The following is a 15,142-nucleotide window of genomic DNA, read 5'->3' on the forward strand; positions in this document are numbered from 1 at the left end:
ACAAAAAAGCTGTGTTTCACAAGTTAATCTTGTGAGGACACAGCTTTTATTCGTTCTGGGTGACTATAAATATTGAAGTTGCCATCTCTGATAAATCCAATGGCTGTTATGTTTAAGTCGTTCGCAAGCGTCACAGCTAACGTAGTCGGTGCGGATTTAGAAAGAATAACACCAACTCCGATTTTAGCCGCTTTAATCAGAATTTCTGATGAAATACGACCGCTGAAAATTAAGACTTTGTCTCGAACAGGAATATGACGTTCAATACAGAAACCATATAACTTATCGAGTGCGTTATGTCGACCGATATCTTGACGGTGTTCAAAGAAATCATCACCGTCGCTGATGGCCGCGTTATGCAAGCCGCCTGTACGTTTGAACAGTTTACTTGCAGTTTGTAGTCTCGTCATCATATTGATGACCTGTTGAGGTGTGAGTGCGATATTCGACAATGATGTCTTAGCCACCGCCGCATCATTTTGGAAATAAAACTCACGACTTTTACCGCAACATGAAGCAATCATGCGCTTGGTTGAATACTCGAAACGATCCCCTAAGTCTTTCGTTAATTCAACATGTGCAAACCCCTTGCTGTCATCTATTTGAATCGATTTCAATTCACTGCGTTTTAAAATTGCACCTTCAGACGCTAAAAAGCCCAGCACCAATTCTTCCATGTGGTCTGGACTGCAGATGACGGTTGCAAATTCTTCGCCATTAACCATGACAGTTAATGGAAATTCTGTAACATAACTATCAGTTGTTTCAAATAATTCTCCATCTTCAAAGCGGACAATTGTCTGATTCGTTAAAACATCTTTATCTTTATTCATATGCATGACTCCTTAATTTAACAATATACTACATCACTTCAATTTACAAAAAAGATTTGCATGAAATGTTTCATTATTTAAAATGAAAAGTTGTACAAGTAAACAGAGCGTAGTAAACTTAAAGTAAACAAAAGAGAGGTGTCAATTATGGCAAGTATTAGAGATATCGCAAAACAAGCGGGTGTCAGTCCAGGTACAGTGTCGCGTGTACTTAATGAAGATCCGACATTGTCTGTAGCCGACAGTACAAGAACTCGTATTTTAAATACTGCAAAAGAACTTGAATATCACAAAGCAGAACGTGTAAATCGCCAAGTTCAAATTATTACCTATGCGTCTCGCAGAAGAGAAATGGCTGACCCGTTTCATCGTGAATTGCGTTTAGCAATAGAGTCTGAAATTAAGAAATTAAATTTAACATTAAAGAAGACACTTAGAATTGAAACAGGATTTAAAAAACAAGATTTACAAGTTGTGAAAAAAGCAGGCGCAGTGTTAGTCATCGGTAATTTCTCATTGGAAGCTTTAAAAGAAATTTATCGCCATAACCCTAATATGGTGGTGATTAATAATAAGCAAGTTCCTGATTATATCGATGCAGTGTACTCTGATCTAGAACAAGCCATGTATCAGCTGCTGAATCAAATCAGGGACACTTATCATGATGCACATATCGCTTACTATGGAGGCATACGCGAAGAACGTAATTTAGATGGGAAAGAAGCGTATGAAAATGATGCAAGATATCACGCATATCTTTCTTGGTGTCAACAACATGATGAGATACCGAATGGCAATTTAATCGGTTGGGAACGAGAAGATGGTTTTGAAGCGATAACAGAAGCGGACACTATCCCAGATGTGTTGATAGCGGGTAATGATATGGTCGCAATCGGTTTAATTCAAGGCCTCCAACAAAGAGGTGTCACAATCCCTAAAGATGCTGGGGTTATCGGATTCAATGACTTAGATGTGAATCAATATGTAACACCATCATTGACGAGTGTGCGTATTGATATCGAGCAGTTTGGTAAAAGTGCTGTCTTAATGGCAAAAGAACGTATTCAAAAAACACGTCAATCTGCCATGCATATTGTGATACAAACGAAACAAATAGAGCGACAATCTTTTTCTTTTAAGAACCAATGAAAGTGTTGACAAAACATTTAGTAAACAAATAAACTTTAATTGTGTTTACTAATAAATTTACCTTGTGAGAGGAGTTATATTATGTTGGCATCTATGCAAACGCAATTTGAAAAGCATTTTGAAACAAAGCCAGATGTTGCCGCATTCGCACCAGGACGTATTAATTTGATCGGAGAGCATACAGATTATAATGGCGGTTATGTATTCCCAGCTGCTATTGAATTGGGCACATACGGTTTAGCACGTAAACGTGAAGATCGTACGATTCGTTTTTACTCTTTGAACTTTGAAGAAAAAGGTATTATTTCATTTTCATTAGATGATTTAGATTACAATGCTGACCATAGTTGGGCGAACTATCCAAAAGGCATGGTTAAGTTTTTAATTGAAGCGGGTTATAAAATTGACTCAGGATTTGATGTCATCGTTGAAGGTAACATTCCAAACGGTGCAAGCTTATCTTCTTCAGCTTCTATTGAAATGCTGACAGGTTGGTTAATGAAGCAACTCTTCAACTTAGATGTAGAGCGCTTAGAATTAATTCAACTTGGACGTAAAGTAGAAAATAAATTTATCGGTGTCAATTCAGGTATTATGGACCAGTTCATTGTGGGTATGGGTCAAAAGGATCAAGCGATTTTATTAGATACGCATACGTTAGAGTATCATTATGTCCCAACTGAATTCGGAGATTACACGATTTCTATTATGAATACGAATAAGCGTCGTGAATTAGCAGAATCTAAATATAATGAACGATTAGAAGAATGTCAGAAAGCATTAGCGTTACTTCAACAAGAATTGGATATTGAAGCGTTAGGACATTTAGATGTTGAAACGTTCGAAAAATATGCGCATTTAATTGAAGATGAAACGATACGTCGTCGTGCACGTCACGCAGTTACTGAAAACGCACGTGTTAAAGAAGCGTATGATGCTTTAGCGCAATCAGACTTTGAACGCTTTGGTGAATTATTAAACCAAAGCCATGCTTCATTGAAGGATGATTATGAAGTGACGGGCACAGAGCTAGATACTTTAGCAGAATCTGCACAAAATGTTGATGGAGTCCTTGGTGCACGTATGACAGGTGCAGGATTCGCAGGATGTGCGATTGCTTTAGTTCATCAATCAAAAGTTAAAGATTTAGAAGATGAAGTCTCTCGTATTTATACAGACAAGATTGGTTATGCGCCATCGTTTTACCATGTCAATATCGGTGACGGCGTGAAAACAATCGAACTTTAAGGAGGAAAATCATGTCAGTTTTAGTATTAGGCGGTGCTGGTTATATCGGCAGCCATGCAGCGCATCAATTGATAGATGCTGGTTATGATGTCGCAGTGGTGGATAATTTAGGAACAGGTCATAGAGGTGCCGTACCTAAAGCAGCACGTTTTTATGAAGGAGATATTCGTGACAGCGAATTCTTAAATCAAGTGTTCGCAACGGAAAATGTTGAAGGTGTCTTCCATTTTTGTGCTTATTCATTAGTTGGAGAATCGGTAGAGAAACCTTTAGATTATTTCAATAATAACGTCTATGGTATGCAAGTGTTGCTTGAAGTGATGAAAGCACATGATGTGAATGATATTGTCTTTTCTTCAACAGCAGCAGTTTATGGTGAACCAGATGTTGTCCCGATTACAGAGGATGCGAAAAAAGCACCGACCAACCCTTATGGCGAAAGTAAATTGATGATGGAAAAAATGATGCATTGGTGCCATAACGCATATGGTATGAACTATGCAGCATTACGTTACTTCAACGTCGCAGGTGCACGTGAAGATGGTACGATTGGTGAAGATCATAATCCGGAAACACATTTAATTCCTATTGTATTAGAAGCAGCGTTAGGACAACGAGATGCGATTACGATATTCGGTGTAGATTATGATACAGAAGATGGTTCATGTGTCAGAGATTATTTACATGTCACAGATTTAATTGAAGCGCATATTTTAGCGTATCGTTACTTAAAAGATGGCGGTGAGAGCGGCGCATTCAACTTAGGCAGCAGTCAAGGTTATTCTGTTATTGAAATTGTGGAAGCAGCACGCCAAGCGACTGGTGAAAAGATTAAATCAGAAATCGGCAAACGTCGTGCAGGTGATCCAAGTAAATTAATCGCTTCAAGTGATAAAGCACGTAACGTGTTAGGCTGGGAGCCGAAACATGATGATATTCATGAAATTATTGAAACTGCTTGGCATTGGCACCGCGCACATCCGAATGGCTACGAAGATAAATAAAAAGGGAGGCCGTATCATGAAGCTGAATCAACAGCTGATACAACGCTTTATTTCATATGCAGTAGAATATGGGGACTTTGAAAAGGAAGATGCTTTCTATATTCAAAACCTAGTGCTAGAGATTACACAAGCAGAAGATATCGAACATGAGGAGAGAGATATCTCAGAACTTGATACACCGAATGCGATTGCACAACACTGGATTAATCGAATGATTGAACATCACTTAATAGAAGATGCGGTATATCAAAAAGAAATGGTTGAAACGAAACTATTAGATTTAATCACACCGAAACCTTCAACTATTAATCGCAACTTTAGACAGTTGTATCAAGACAGCCCGGAGAAAGCGACGCAATATTTATATGATATTTGTATGCGCAACCACTATATTAAGGCAGATGCCATCGCACAAAATATTCATTTCTATACACCAACGAACTATGGTGACTTAGAAATTACAATTAATATGTCTAAACCTGAAAAAGATGCGAAAGAAATTGCGGCAGCAAGAGAAGCAAAACAAACAAGTTACCCTTTGTGTGCGTTATGTATGGAAAATGAAGGTTACCAAGGTTCTGTAACCCAAGCAGCACGTCGTAATCACCGAATTGCGCTTATTAAGTTAGATGGAGAAGACTGGGGATTCCAATTTTCACCATACGCTTATTTCCCAGAACATAGTATCGTATTATCTGCACAACATGTACCGATGAAGATTGGACGACAAACTTTTGTGAATCTATTAGACTTTGTGAAGCAATTTCCGCACTATTTTGCGGGATCTAATGCGGACTTGCCGATTGTAGGCGGTTCAATCTTGTCTCACAACCATTACCAAACAGGGCGCCACACTTTCCCGATGGATAATGCGACAGAAACAGAACGTTTTACTATTGATGATTATCCTGAAGTAGAAGCGGTGTTGTTAGATTGGCCGATGAGTGTAATCCGTTTAAAAGGTAATAATCAAGCACAACTCATTGATGCGGCAGAACATATTTTCAATCAATGGAATGCGTACAGTGATGAAAGTGTTCAAGTCAAAGCACAAAGTGAAGCGGGCGAACGTCATCATACCATCACACCAATTGCACGTTACCGTCAAGAAACAGGTCGTTTTGAATTAGATTTAGTACTAAGAGACAATCAAACATCAGAAGATTATCCAGATGGTATTTTCCATCCGCACCAAGATGTACAACACATTAAAAAAGAAAACATCGGTTTAATCGAAGTGATGGGAACTGCGATTTTACCAGCACGTTTAAAACATGAGCTTAAACAAGTCGAACAATATGTTTTAGGTGAAACTGATATAGATTTAGGTGTGCATCAAGATTTCGCAGATGAACTAAAAGCGAAACATCAATTTACACCTGAAAATGCTGAAGGTATTGTTTTAGATGCTGTAGGTCAGAAATTCAAACGTGTCTTAGAAGATGCAGGTGTGTTTAAACGTGATACTGAAGGCTTAGAAGCCTTTAAACGTTTTGTTCAAACTTTATAATTATAATCAAAAGGTCAATGTCATATTGGCCTTTTTTCTTGTGAGAAGACAAAAGATAATGGTTAAATTCAAATTGGAATTTATGGACCGAAAGCGTATAATCGAGAGTGAATTAATCATTTTTAGGAGGCTTCTTCAAGATGAAGTTGAAATACTTTGCGGTTATACTGTTGAGCGTCTGCTTAGTTGTTGTTGGATGTTCAAATGATAAAAAAGAAACAAACAGTAATCAAAAAGAAAATACTTTACATGTCGCAGCTGCCGCAAGTTTAACGGATGTGACGAAAGATTTAGAAACAGCATTTAAGAAAAAACATTCAGATGTTGATATTACATTTAACTACGGCGGATCAGGATCGTTAAGACAACAAATTGAAAAAGGTGCACCTGTTGATGTGTTTATGTCAGCCAACACAAAAGATGTCCAAGCGTTAAAAGATAAGAAGAAAGCTGATAACACTTATGATTATGCGCGAAATCAACTTGTATTAATTGGTGAACAAGGCACTGATTTAAAATCAGTCAAAGATTTAAAAGATGGACAAAAACTTGCGATAGGCGAAGTGAACTCTGTACCTGCAGGTAAATACGCAGAAGGTTACTTAAAAGACAATGGATTATACAGCAGCGTTAAAGATCATCTTGTCTTTGCGAAAGATGTCCGTCAAGTCTTGAATTATGTGGAAAAAGGGAACGCGCAACTCGGTTTTGTTTATAAAACGGATTTATATAAAAACAAAACTAAAAATGATAAAGTAAAAGAAATCGAATCGGTGAAATTAAAACAACCGATTGTTTATGAAGCCGGAACAACATCTGATAATAAGACAGCGAAAGCTTGGATTGAGTTCTTAAAATCAGATGAAGCGAAACAAATCTTAAAAGATTATCAATTTGAAGCGTAGGAGGAGTGGAAATGCCTGATTTAACGCCATTTTGGATATCAATTGAAGTGGCTGTAATCAGCACGATTATTGTAACAGCACTTGGGATTTTAATTTCAAGACTGTTATATCGACGTCGTGGACGTATTGTGACACTTCTTGAGAGTATTATTATCCTGCCGATTGTGTTACCTCCGACAGTCATGGGGTTCTTATTATTAATTGTTTTCTCACCACGAAGCCCTGTAGGCGCATTTATGACAAATGTTTTACATATGCCTGTCATATTCACAATCACTGGTGCAATTATTGCCTCTGTGATTGTCAGTTTTCCATTAATGTATCAACATACGATTCAAGGTTTTAGAGGTATTAATCATAAAATGTTGAATACAGCACGAACAATGGGTGCAAGTGAAAATAAAATTTTCTTCAGACTGATTTTACCGCTATCTAAGCGTGCTATTTTATCTGGTGTGATGATGGCATTTGCGCGTGCAATCGGTGAGTTCGGAGCAACCTTAATGGTAGCGGGTTATATTCCAAATAAAACCAATACGTTGCCTTTAGAGATTTATTTCTTAGTTGAACAAGGCAAAGAGAACCAAGCTTGGCTATGGGTATTAGTATTAGTCGCATTTGCGATTACTGTTATTGGTACGATTAACTTAATGAACAAAGATCGTTATTTGGAGGTGGATTAAGATGTTGACCATCCAAATTACACATCAATTAAAAGGACAGTTACTGAAGTTAGATATTCAAGATACAGTACCTAAAATTTATGCGATACGAGGACCTTCAGGAGTGGGGAAAACGACTGTTTTGAATATGATCGCAGGCTTAAGGGCTGCAGATAACGCTTATATCAAAGTCAACGAACGTGTGTTAACGGATACGCAATCATCTGTGAATGTTAAAATTCAAGAGCGTCATTTAGGTTATTTATTTCAGGACTATCAATTGTTTCCGAATATGACAGTTTTTCAAAATATCACGTTTATGGCGCAACCTTCTGAACATATTACAGCGTTGATGCATCAATTAAACATCAGTTATTTACAAAAACAATATCCAGCTAGATTATCAGGCGGGGAAGCACAACGCGTCGCATTAGCACGTGCATTAAGCACACGTCCTGATTTACTTTTATTAGATGAACCATTTTCTAGTTTGGATGATGCGACGAAAGAAGAAAGTATGCGTTTAGTGAAACGACTCTTTGATGAATGGCAAATCCCGATTATTTTTGTGACACATTCTAATTACGAAGCAGAACAATTGGCGGATGAAATTATAACGTTAAGTTCTGTACCAGCTGAATAATAAAAAGTTTCAATCCGGTCTGTCTTCTATTGGCATGACCGGATTTTAGGTGACATACTACAATTCGAACGATTGTAACACGTCTCTATTCGTCTTATAATAAAGACAATGCACTTTAAGAAAGGAATCGAAAGATGTCAGAACGTTATTCCAGACAAATTTTGTTTAAACATATAGGCAGAGAAGGCCAAGAGAAAATTGCGCAAAAACATGCGCTGATAATCGGCATGGGTGCATTAGGAACACACATTGCGGACGGTTTAGTCAGAGCGGGCATCAAACAGTTAACGATTGTTGATCGTGACTACATCGAGTTCAGCAACTTACAACGTCAAATGTTGTTTACAGAACAAGATGCGACAGACGCGATGCCGAAAGTGATTGCGGCGAAAGAAAAGCTGCAGGAAATCCGAAGTGATGTCATCATTGAGGCGCATATCGCTCAAGTCAATCCCCAGTTTCTAGAAACGCATGGAACTGAGGTAGATTTAATTTTAGATGCGACAGATAATTTCGATACACGTTTATTAGTGAATGATTTTGCGTATAAATATAATATACCTTGGATATATGGCGGGGTTGTACAAAGTACATATATCGAAGCAGCTTTCATTCCTGGACAAACTCCGTGTTTCAACTGTCTGATGCCGCAATTACCAGTCATTAACATGACGTGTGATACAGTAGGGGTAATTCAACCAGCGGTAACCATGACCACGAGTTTACAAACACGTGATGCATTGAAAATCCTGACTGAAACACCTTTTACGCCTAAATTAACTTATGGTGATATTTGGGAAGGGACACACTATACATTCGGATTCAGTCGTATGTTTAAAGCTGATTGTCATACGTGTAGTGAACATGCGACCTATCCGCATTTAAATCATACTGATTTACAGTTTGCGACATTATGCGGAAGAGATACAGTTCAATACAATAATGAGGATATTACCCAGGAAATGTTGAAGGAATATCTTGAAACGCATCATATTAAGTATCATGCGAACCCTTATATGATTCGCTTCGAATTCAACAATCATCGAATCGTCAGCTTCTCAGGCGGACGCATGTTGATACATGGCATGACAAAACCTGAAGAAGCGATTAAATTAATGAACCAATTACTCGGTTGAGTAAATCACATAGGAGGCCTAATGAATGAAAAATGAACACGTGAATGTCAAATTAGATAGAACCATCAACGCAGCAGTCTTAACTGTGTCTGATACAAGAACAAAAGAAACAGATAAAGGTGGTAATTTAGCTAAAGAATTATTATCAGAGATTAATGTGGAAATTACAGATGATCATTACACAATCGTCAAAGATGATAAACAAGCGATTACTGAACAAGTACAACAATGGTTGAATGAAGATGTGGATGTCATTATTACAACGGGCGGTACAGGTATCGCACAACGTGATGTGACGATTGAAGCAGTAACTCCTTTATTAACAAAAGAAATTGAAGGTTTCGGAGAGTTATTCAGATATTTAAGTTATGCTGAAGATGTGGGAACACGTGCTTTATTATCACGTGCTGTCGGCGGTACAGTAGGTGAACAATTGATTTTCTCATTGCCAGGTTCATCTGGTGCGGTAAGATTAGCGATTGAAAAATTAATTAAACCTGAATTGAATCATCTCATTCATGAATTAACAAAATAAAAGGCAAGAAGAAGCGGTTAGATTTTACTCAGGTAGAAGACTAACCGCTTCTTCACTGTACTGTTTGATTGAATAAGGGAAAACACTGAAGCCAATCACTGATTTCATAAGATTTCATCAGTTTTTTCATCCATTCAGCCTATTTAACTTAAAGAATTCGCATTATATAATAGGAGTAACATGAAAAAAACGGAACGATTGTACGTTGTGACAGTAAAATCACAACGTCAATGGTTCCGTAGTGCTGTTGTGAAGTTCATGTTTACGTATAAAAGGGTAAAGCATGAACAACAATAGTTTATGATCTGCGGTAATCCCCGGATTTTCCGCCAGATTTTGAGATAAGGTAAGTTTCGCCGATGACCATCCCTTTATCAAGTGCTTTGGTCATATCGTAAACGGTTAAAGCCGTTGCTGAAGCGGCTGTGAGAGCTTCCATTTCTACACCGGTTTTACCTGATGTAGAGACTGTAGCTTCAATATTAAGTGTATATGACGATGTTGTATCCCATTCAAAGGCAATATCGATACCAGTCAGTGAGAGCGGATGACACATAGGAATAATCGTAGAGGTATTCTTAGCTGCCATGATTCCCGCGATTTGGGCAGTATTCAGCACATTACCTTTCTTATTTGTATGTTCTACAATTTGCTTGTAAATCGCTTCGTTAACAGTAATGCTTGAATGTGCTGTCGCAACACGTTTTGTGATGTCTTTATCAGAAACGTCGACCATTTTCGCATTACCTTGAGCGTTGATATGAGTAAATTCAGACATGTTATTCCTCCTCGCTTAGACATTATAGCATGAAATAAAATAGATGTTAGGAGCAGATAGTTTATGCCAGTTGAAAAAAGAAATCCAATTGCGGTAAAAGAAGCAATCAAACGTGTGGTAGCACAAGAATTTCGTACAGAAACACAACAAGTGCCTTTAAATGACAGTTTAGGATATATACTGTCTGAAGATATCGTGGCAACGTATGAAATCCCACGTTTTAATAAATCACCTTATGACGGCTTTGCGTTAAGAAGTGAAGATACAAAAGGTGCAAGCGGTGACAACCGTATTGAATTTGAAGTCATTGATCACATCGGTGCAGGCAGTGTGTCAGATAAAACAGTCGGACCGAACCAAGCTGTCCGTATTATGACAGGGGCAGAAATTCCAGCAGGTGCAGATGCAGTTGTGATGTTAGAACAAACACGTGAAGGTGAACATTCATTTACGATTCGTACAACCTTCGAACATAATGAAAATGTTTCATTAAAAGGTGAGGAAACAGAAGTCGGAGATGTCGTATTAAAAGAAGGCCAACGTATTAATGCTGGGGCTATCGCAGTACTTGCGACCTTCGGTTATACAGAAGTGCCTGTACGTCGCTTACCCTCTGCAGCTATTATTGCGACAGGCAGTGAGTTATTAGATGTCGGTGATGAATTAGAACCAGGTAAAATCCGTAATTCTAATGGACCGATGATTCAAGGCTTACTAAATCAATTCGGCTTAGACTGTGAAGTTTATAAAATTCAAGAAGATGATTTCGACAGCAGTTTAGCAGTCGTTAAAGAAGCACTTGCTTCTCATGATATGGTCATCACAACAGGCGGTGTATCTGTTGGTGACTTCGACTATTTACCAGCTATCTACAAAGAAATCGGTGCAGAAGTATTATTCAATAAAGTACAAATGCGTCCAGGCAGTGTCACAACAGTTGCTGTCGCAAATAACCAATATTTATTTGGTTTATCAGGGAATCCATCTGCGTGCTATACAGGATTTGAATTGTTCGTAAAACCAGCAGTCTTAAATATGATGGGTGCGATTGAACGTTTCCCTCAAGTTGTAAAAGCCACATTGATGGAAGACTTCAAAAAAGCCAATCCATTCACACGTTTCATTCGTGCAAAAGCTACATTAAATGGTTTACAAACAACAGTAGTACCTTCTGGTTTCAACAAATCAGGTGCGGTTGTCGCGATTGCACACAGTAATGCGATGATTATGTTGCCGAGCGGTACACGCGGCTTTGAAAAAGGCTACACAGTGGATGTCATTCTGACTGAAACAGATACCTTTGAAGAGGAATTAGCACTATGATTTTACAAATTGTGGGATATAAAAATTCTGGCAAAACAACCTTGATGGCAGAAACAGTTAAGTTTCTGAAAGCGCAAGGTTATCGTGTAGTGACGATTAAACATCATGGACATGGTAGTGAAGATATTACCTTACAAGCAGCAGAAGTCGATCATATGAAACATTTTGAAGCAGGGGCAGACCAAAGCATTGTGCAAGGTCATGCGTTAAGAGAAACAGTCACACGTACAACAGAACAAACTTTATCCCACATTATTGAATCAGCGGTCACGATTGATTATGATGTGTTACTAGTTGAAGGTTTTAAACAAGCGGATTATGATAAAGTGATTATTTATAGAGATGAAGCGGAATTAGTTTCTTTATCTGAGCTGAGTCATGTACAATATAAGTTACCGTTTCAAAAAAATACAGAGTTAAGTCATTTTAAAAAGTGGTTATTAACTTTTATCGATAGAAAAAAGGATGAGTCAAAATGAAACAATTTGAAGTTGTGACTGAGCCGATTCAAACAGAACCTTATCGAGACTTTACACTGACACCGCATCAGGGTGCAGTAGTGGTCTTTACAGGTCATGTCAGAGAATGGACAAAAGGCATTCGTACAGAACATCTTGAGTACGAAGCTTATGTGCCAATGGCTGAAAAAAAATTAGCTCAAATCGGCGATGAAATCAACGAACAATGGCCTGGCACGATTGTCAGCATTGTTCACCGTATCGGACCATTGCATATTTCCGATATTGCGGTATTAATCGCAGTTTCTTCACCACATAGAAAAGATGCCTATGCGGCAAATGAATATGCGATTGATCGTATTAAAGAAGTAGTGCCGATTTGGAAGAAAGAAATATGGGAAGATGGCGCACAATGGATCGGTCATCAACGTGGTTACCATGAAGATGCCATTGAAAGGGGGCAAACAGAATGAAAGTCCTTTATTTTGCGGAGATTAAAGAAATCTTACAAAAAGGTACAGAAGAATTTGAACTAGAGAATGAAATGACAGTAGAGGCGTTTAAAAAATATTTATTTGAAACGTATCCAGAAATCAGCGGCAAACAATTCCAAATCGCCTTGAATGAAGAATTTGTGCCAAATGATGAAATGATTCAACCTTCTGATGTCGTTGCGTTGATTCCACCGGTAAGCGGAGGTTAAGAAAGTGAAAGCAATTATTTTAGCAGGCGGACGTTCAGAACGTTTCGGTTCGCCTAAGGCATTTGCGAGGCTCAATGGTAAAATGTTTTATCAACATATTATCGAAGCCTTGAATGAAGCCAATATGTTTAATGAGATTATCATTAGTTCTAGTGCGGAATTGGCTGATCAATTTGAAGATGTCAAAGTGGTCGTAGATGATGAAGAACATCAAGCGAAAGGACCGCTTTCAGGCATCTACTCAGTAATGAAGCAAGATTTTGAAGCAGAACTATTCTTTGTGATTTCAGTAGATACACCGTTAATCACAGAAAAAGCTGTCAGCACGTTATATCAATTTATGGTTGAACATGTCATTGAAGATCAGTTAGATATTGCGGGGTATGAAGAAGAGGGGTATCCGATTCCTACTATCGCATTTTATAGTCCGACGTGTTTGCCAGTCATTGCACGTGCACTAGAATCCGATGATTACAGTATGAAACATGTTTATAACCAAGTCGCTTCTGATTGGCTGGATGTTCATGAGGTTGATACAAGACCTGATTGGTACCAAAATATTAACTACCAAGATGATTTAGCCAGAGTCAGAAATCAATCGCTTTGATGAGATGTATCAAGCGATAAGAGAGAAAGAAAAGGGGGTCAAAAGATGGTAAAACAAATAACAGATAAATTAGGTCGCCCGATTCGTGACTTAAGATTATCCGTGACAGATCGCTGTAATTTCCGCTGTGATTATTGTATGCCTAAAGAAATTTTCGGCGATGACTTTGTCTTTTTACCCAAAGATGAATTATTGACTTTTAGTGAAATGGAAAGAATTGCTCGCGTATATACTCGCCTAGGTGTGAAGAAGATTCGTATCACTGGCGGGGAACCTTTAATGCGTAGAGATTTATATAAATTAATTGCCGCTCTTAATGAAATCGACGGTGTAGAAGATATTGGTCTGACTACCAATGGTCTATTGTTGAAAAAACATGGACAAAAACTCTATGATGCCGGATTAAGACGTATCAATGTCAGCTTAGATGCTATTGATAACGAATTATTCCAATCTATCAATAACCGTAATATCAAAGCAGATACCATCCTAGAACAAATTGATTATGCAGTATCTATCGGTTTTAAAGTGAAAGTGAACGTTGTTGTTCAAAAAGGTATCAATGATGACCAAATCATCCCAATGATTCAGTACTTCAAAGACAAAAATATTGTTGTAAGATTTATTGAGTTTATGGATGTCGGTAATGACAATGGCTGGGACTTCAGTAAAGTTGTCACAAAAGATGAAATGCTTGCGATGGTCGAAGATGAATTTGATATTGAAGCGGTTGAACCGAAATATTATGGTGAAGTCGCAAAATATTATCGTCATAAAGATAACGGAGCACAGTTCGGTTTAATTACGAGTGTTTCTCAGTCATTCTGTTCAACATGTACGAGAGCACGCTTATCTTCTGATGGTAAATTCTATGGCTGCTTATTCAGCACAGTCGATGGATTTAACGTCAAAGAATTTATGCGTTCTGGTAAAACGGACGATGAATTACAAGCGAAATTCGAAGAGTTATGGCATATTCGTGATGACAGATATTCAGATGAACGAACTGAACAAACGGTCGCAAATCGCAGACGTAAGAAAATTAATATGAACTATATCGGCGGTTAAGTCGAATGAAATATATAATAAAAAGCACGTCTTTCTGATTTTTTTCGGAAAGGCGTGCTTTTTCATAATGATTACTTTACGAAGGTTTCAAATTCTTTGATGACAGATGCGACGAATTCACGTTGTGTCTTATCTAATAAATAAAAGACTTGGCGTTCATCAGTTTCTGAACGCTCTTTTGCGATCAGTTCTCTTTTATAAAGTTTTCTTATTAATACATCAATTTTACTCGTATTCCATTTCATGTCGTAATGGAGGGTATCCCTCAATACTTTACCTGTAATTTTGTCAGTACCATTGAAGCGGTATAAAATAATGAACTCCTCCATGGTAAGATGATGTTCTGCTTTTAGCCAATATTTAATCTGGCTAAGTTTACATTCTGTCTCAATTAAATGATCAATTGTCTTTGACATTGATATTCCTCCTCTTGCCCTTTCATAGTTGTATTCCCCCAGGAATAATAATTGTTTTACTTATTATATTATATAACGAATTTCAATATAAATCTATTCTCTTTAATTTACTATAATAGTAAAAAAAGTGCGTTATCACGGAAATTATGAACCGAAATTGAATA

General features: G+C 37.7%; 18 protein-coding genes. 15 read left to right on the plus strand and 3 right to left on the minus strand.

All coding sequences use genetic code 11. The features are described from left to right. Positions 1 to 23 precede the first annotated feature (23 nt). Complete coding sequence (gene fdhD, locus MUA87_RS03340) at positions 24 to 833, minus strand: formate dehydrogenase accessory sulfurtransferase FdhD (protein ID WP_262551295.1); 810 nt, start codon at positions 831 to 833, stop codon at positions 24 to 26. A gap of 147 nt (positions 834 to 980) precedes the next feature. On the opposite strand from fdhD, the gene MUA87_RS03345 reads away from it, so the two are divergent. The 9 genes from MUA87_RS03345 (at position 981) to MUA87_RS03385 (ending at position 9,625) form a co-directional block, all read left to right on the plus strand. Beyond that, positions 981 to 1,982 (plus strand): LacI family DNA-binding transcriptional regulator, encoded by a 1,002-nt coding sequence (locus MUA87_RS03345; RefSeq protein WP_262551296.1) that lies wholly within the window; start codon positions 981 to 983, stop codon positions 1,980 to 1,982. 81 nt (positions 1,983 to 2,063) lie between these two features. Continuing rightward, complete coding sequence (locus tag MUA87_RS03350; RefSeq protein ID WP_057509900.1) at positions 2,064 to 3,230, plus strand: galactokinase; 1,167 nt, start codon at positions 2,064 to 2,066, stop codon at positions 3,228 to 3,230. An 11-nt stretch (positions 3,231 to 3,241) separates the two neighbouring features. Beyond that, positions 3,242 to 4,234 (plus strand): UDP-glucose 4-epimerase GalE, encoded by a 993-nt coding sequence (gene galE, locus MUA87_RS03355; protein WP_023014996.1) that lies wholly within the window; start codon positions 3,242 to 3,244, stop codon positions 4,232 to 4,234. A gap of 16 nt (positions 4,235 to 4,250) precedes the next feature. After that, positions 4,251 to 5,744 (plus strand): UDP-glucose--hexose-1-phosphate uridylyltransferase, encoded by a 1,494-nt coding sequence (galT, locus tag MUA87_RS03360; protein WP_262551297.1) that lies wholly within the window; start codon positions 4,251 to 4,253, stop codon positions 5,742 to 5,744. Positions 5,745 to 5,884: 140 nt separating this feature from the next. Beyond that, positions 5,885 to 6,649: a molybdate ABC transporter substrate-binding protein gene (gene modA, locus MUA87_RS03365; RefSeq protein WP_060803660.1), complete on the plus strand. Its 765-nt coding sequence runs from the start codon at positions 5,885 to 5,887 to the stop codon at positions 6,647 to 6,649. Between the two features lie 11 nt (positions 6,650 to 6,660). Then, positions 6,661 to 7,332 (plus strand): molybdate ABC transporter permease subunit, encoded by a 672-nt coding sequence (gene modB / locus MUA87_RS03370; protein ID WP_111440573.1) that lies wholly within the window; start codon positions 6,661 to 6,663, stop codon positions 7,330 to 7,332. Between the two features lies 1 nt (position 7,333). Then, positions 7,334 to 7,954, plus strand: a complete 621-nt coding sequence (locus MUA87_RS03375; RefSeq protein ID WP_060803661.1) for an ATP-binding cassette domain-containing protein — start codon at positions 7,334 to 7,336, stop codon at positions 7,952 to 7,954. Positions 7,955 to 8,088: 134 nt separating this feature from the next. After that, the gene (locus MUA87_RS03380; protein WP_002479604.1) at positions 8,089 to 9,090 is read left to right on the plus strand and encodes a ThiF family adenylyltransferase; all 1,002 of its coding nucleotides are present in this window, start codon (positions 8,089 to 8,091) and stop codon (positions 9,088 to 9,090) included. Positions 9,091 to 9,115: 25 nt separating this feature from the next. After that, positions 9,116 to 9,625 (plus strand): MogA/MoaB family molybdenum cofactor biosynthesis protein, encoded by a 510-nt coding sequence (locus tag MUA87_RS03385; RefSeq protein ID WP_002479603.1) that lies wholly within the window; start codon positions 9,116 to 9,118, stop codon positions 9,623 to 9,625. A gap of 298 nt (positions 9,626 to 9,923) precedes the next feature. On the opposite strand, the gene moaC is transcribed toward MUA87_RS03385, so the two are convergent. Beyond that, positions 9,924 to 10,403 carry a cyclic pyranopterin monophosphate synthase MoaC gene (gene moaC, locus MUA87_RS03390; RefSeq protein ID WP_002479601.1) on the minus strand — a complete coding sequence of 160 codons (480 nt, stop codon included), beginning with the start codon at positions 10,401 to 10,403 and terminating at the stop codon, positions 9,924 to 9,926. A gap of 63 nt (positions 10,404 to 10,466) precedes the next feature. Here moaC and MUA87_RS03395 point away from each other — a divergent pair, with 63 nt between their 5' ends. From MUA87_RS03395 to moaA, 6 genes are read left to right on the plus strand one after another with little or no spacing between them, the layout of a single operon-like run. Next, positions 10,467 to 11,726 (plus strand): molybdopterin molybdotransferase MoeA, encoded by a 1,260-nt coding sequence (locus MUA87_RS03395; protein ID WP_156666528.1) that lies wholly within the window; start codon positions 10,467 to 10,469, stop codon positions 11,724 to 11,726. Continuing rightward, entirely contained in the window at positions 11,723 to 12,205 is a 483-nt protein-coding gene (gene mobB / locus MUA87_RS03400) for a molybdopterin-guanine dinucleotide biosynthesis protein B (RefSeq protein ID WP_002479599.1), read from the plus strand. The genes MUA87_RS03395 and mobB overlap by 4 nt, the downstream gene beginning before the upstream one ends. Continuing rightward, the gene (locus MUA87_RS03405; RefSeq protein WP_002479598.1) at positions 12,202 to 12,657 is read left to right on the plus strand and encodes a molybdenum cofactor biosynthesis protein MoaE; all 456 of its coding nucleotides are present in this window, start codon (positions 12,202 to 12,204) and stop codon (positions 12,655 to 12,657) included. The genes mobB and MUA87_RS03405 overlap by 4 nt, the downstream gene beginning before the upstream one ends. Further along, positions 12,654 to 12,887, plus strand: coding sequence for a molybdopterin converting factor subunit 1 (moaD, locus tag MUA87_RS03410; protein ID WP_002479597.1), 234 nt, complete (start codon positions 12,654 to 12,656; stop codon positions 12,885 to 12,887). Before MUA87_RS03405 ends, moaD begins: the two co-directional genes overlap by 4 nt. Before the next feature lie 4 nt (positions 12,888 to 12,891). Then, positions 12,892 to 13,494, plus strand: a complete 603-nt coding sequence (gene mobA, locus MUA87_RS03415) for a molybdenum cofactor guanylyltransferase MobA (RefSeq protein WP_156666529.1) — start codon at positions 12,892 to 12,894, stop codon at positions 13,492 to 13,494. Positions 13,495 to 13,539: 45 nt separating this feature from the next. Next, positions 13,540 to 14,562, plus strand: a complete 1,023-nt coding sequence (gene moaA, locus MUA87_RS03420) for a GTP 3',8-cyclase MoaA (RefSeq protein ID WP_023014989.1) — start codon at positions 13,540 to 13,542, stop codon at positions 14,560 to 14,562. 71 nt (positions 14,563 to 14,633) lie between these two features. Here the strand turns inward: moaA and MUA87_RS03425 are convergent, their stop codons facing one another. Then, positions 14,634 to 14,978: a transcriptional regulator, SarA/Rot family gene (locus MUA87_RS03425; RefSeq protein ID WP_262551298.1), complete on the minus strand. Its 345-nt coding sequence runs from the start codon at positions 14,976 to 14,978 to the stop codon at positions 14,634 to 14,636. Between the last annotated feature and the right edge of the window lie 164 nt (positions 14,979 to 15,142).

The organism is Staphylococcus simulans, from assembly GCF_025561465.1.
Lineage (GTDB): Bacteria > Bacillota > Bacilli > Staphylococcales > Staphylococcaceae > Staphylococcus > Staphylococcus simulans.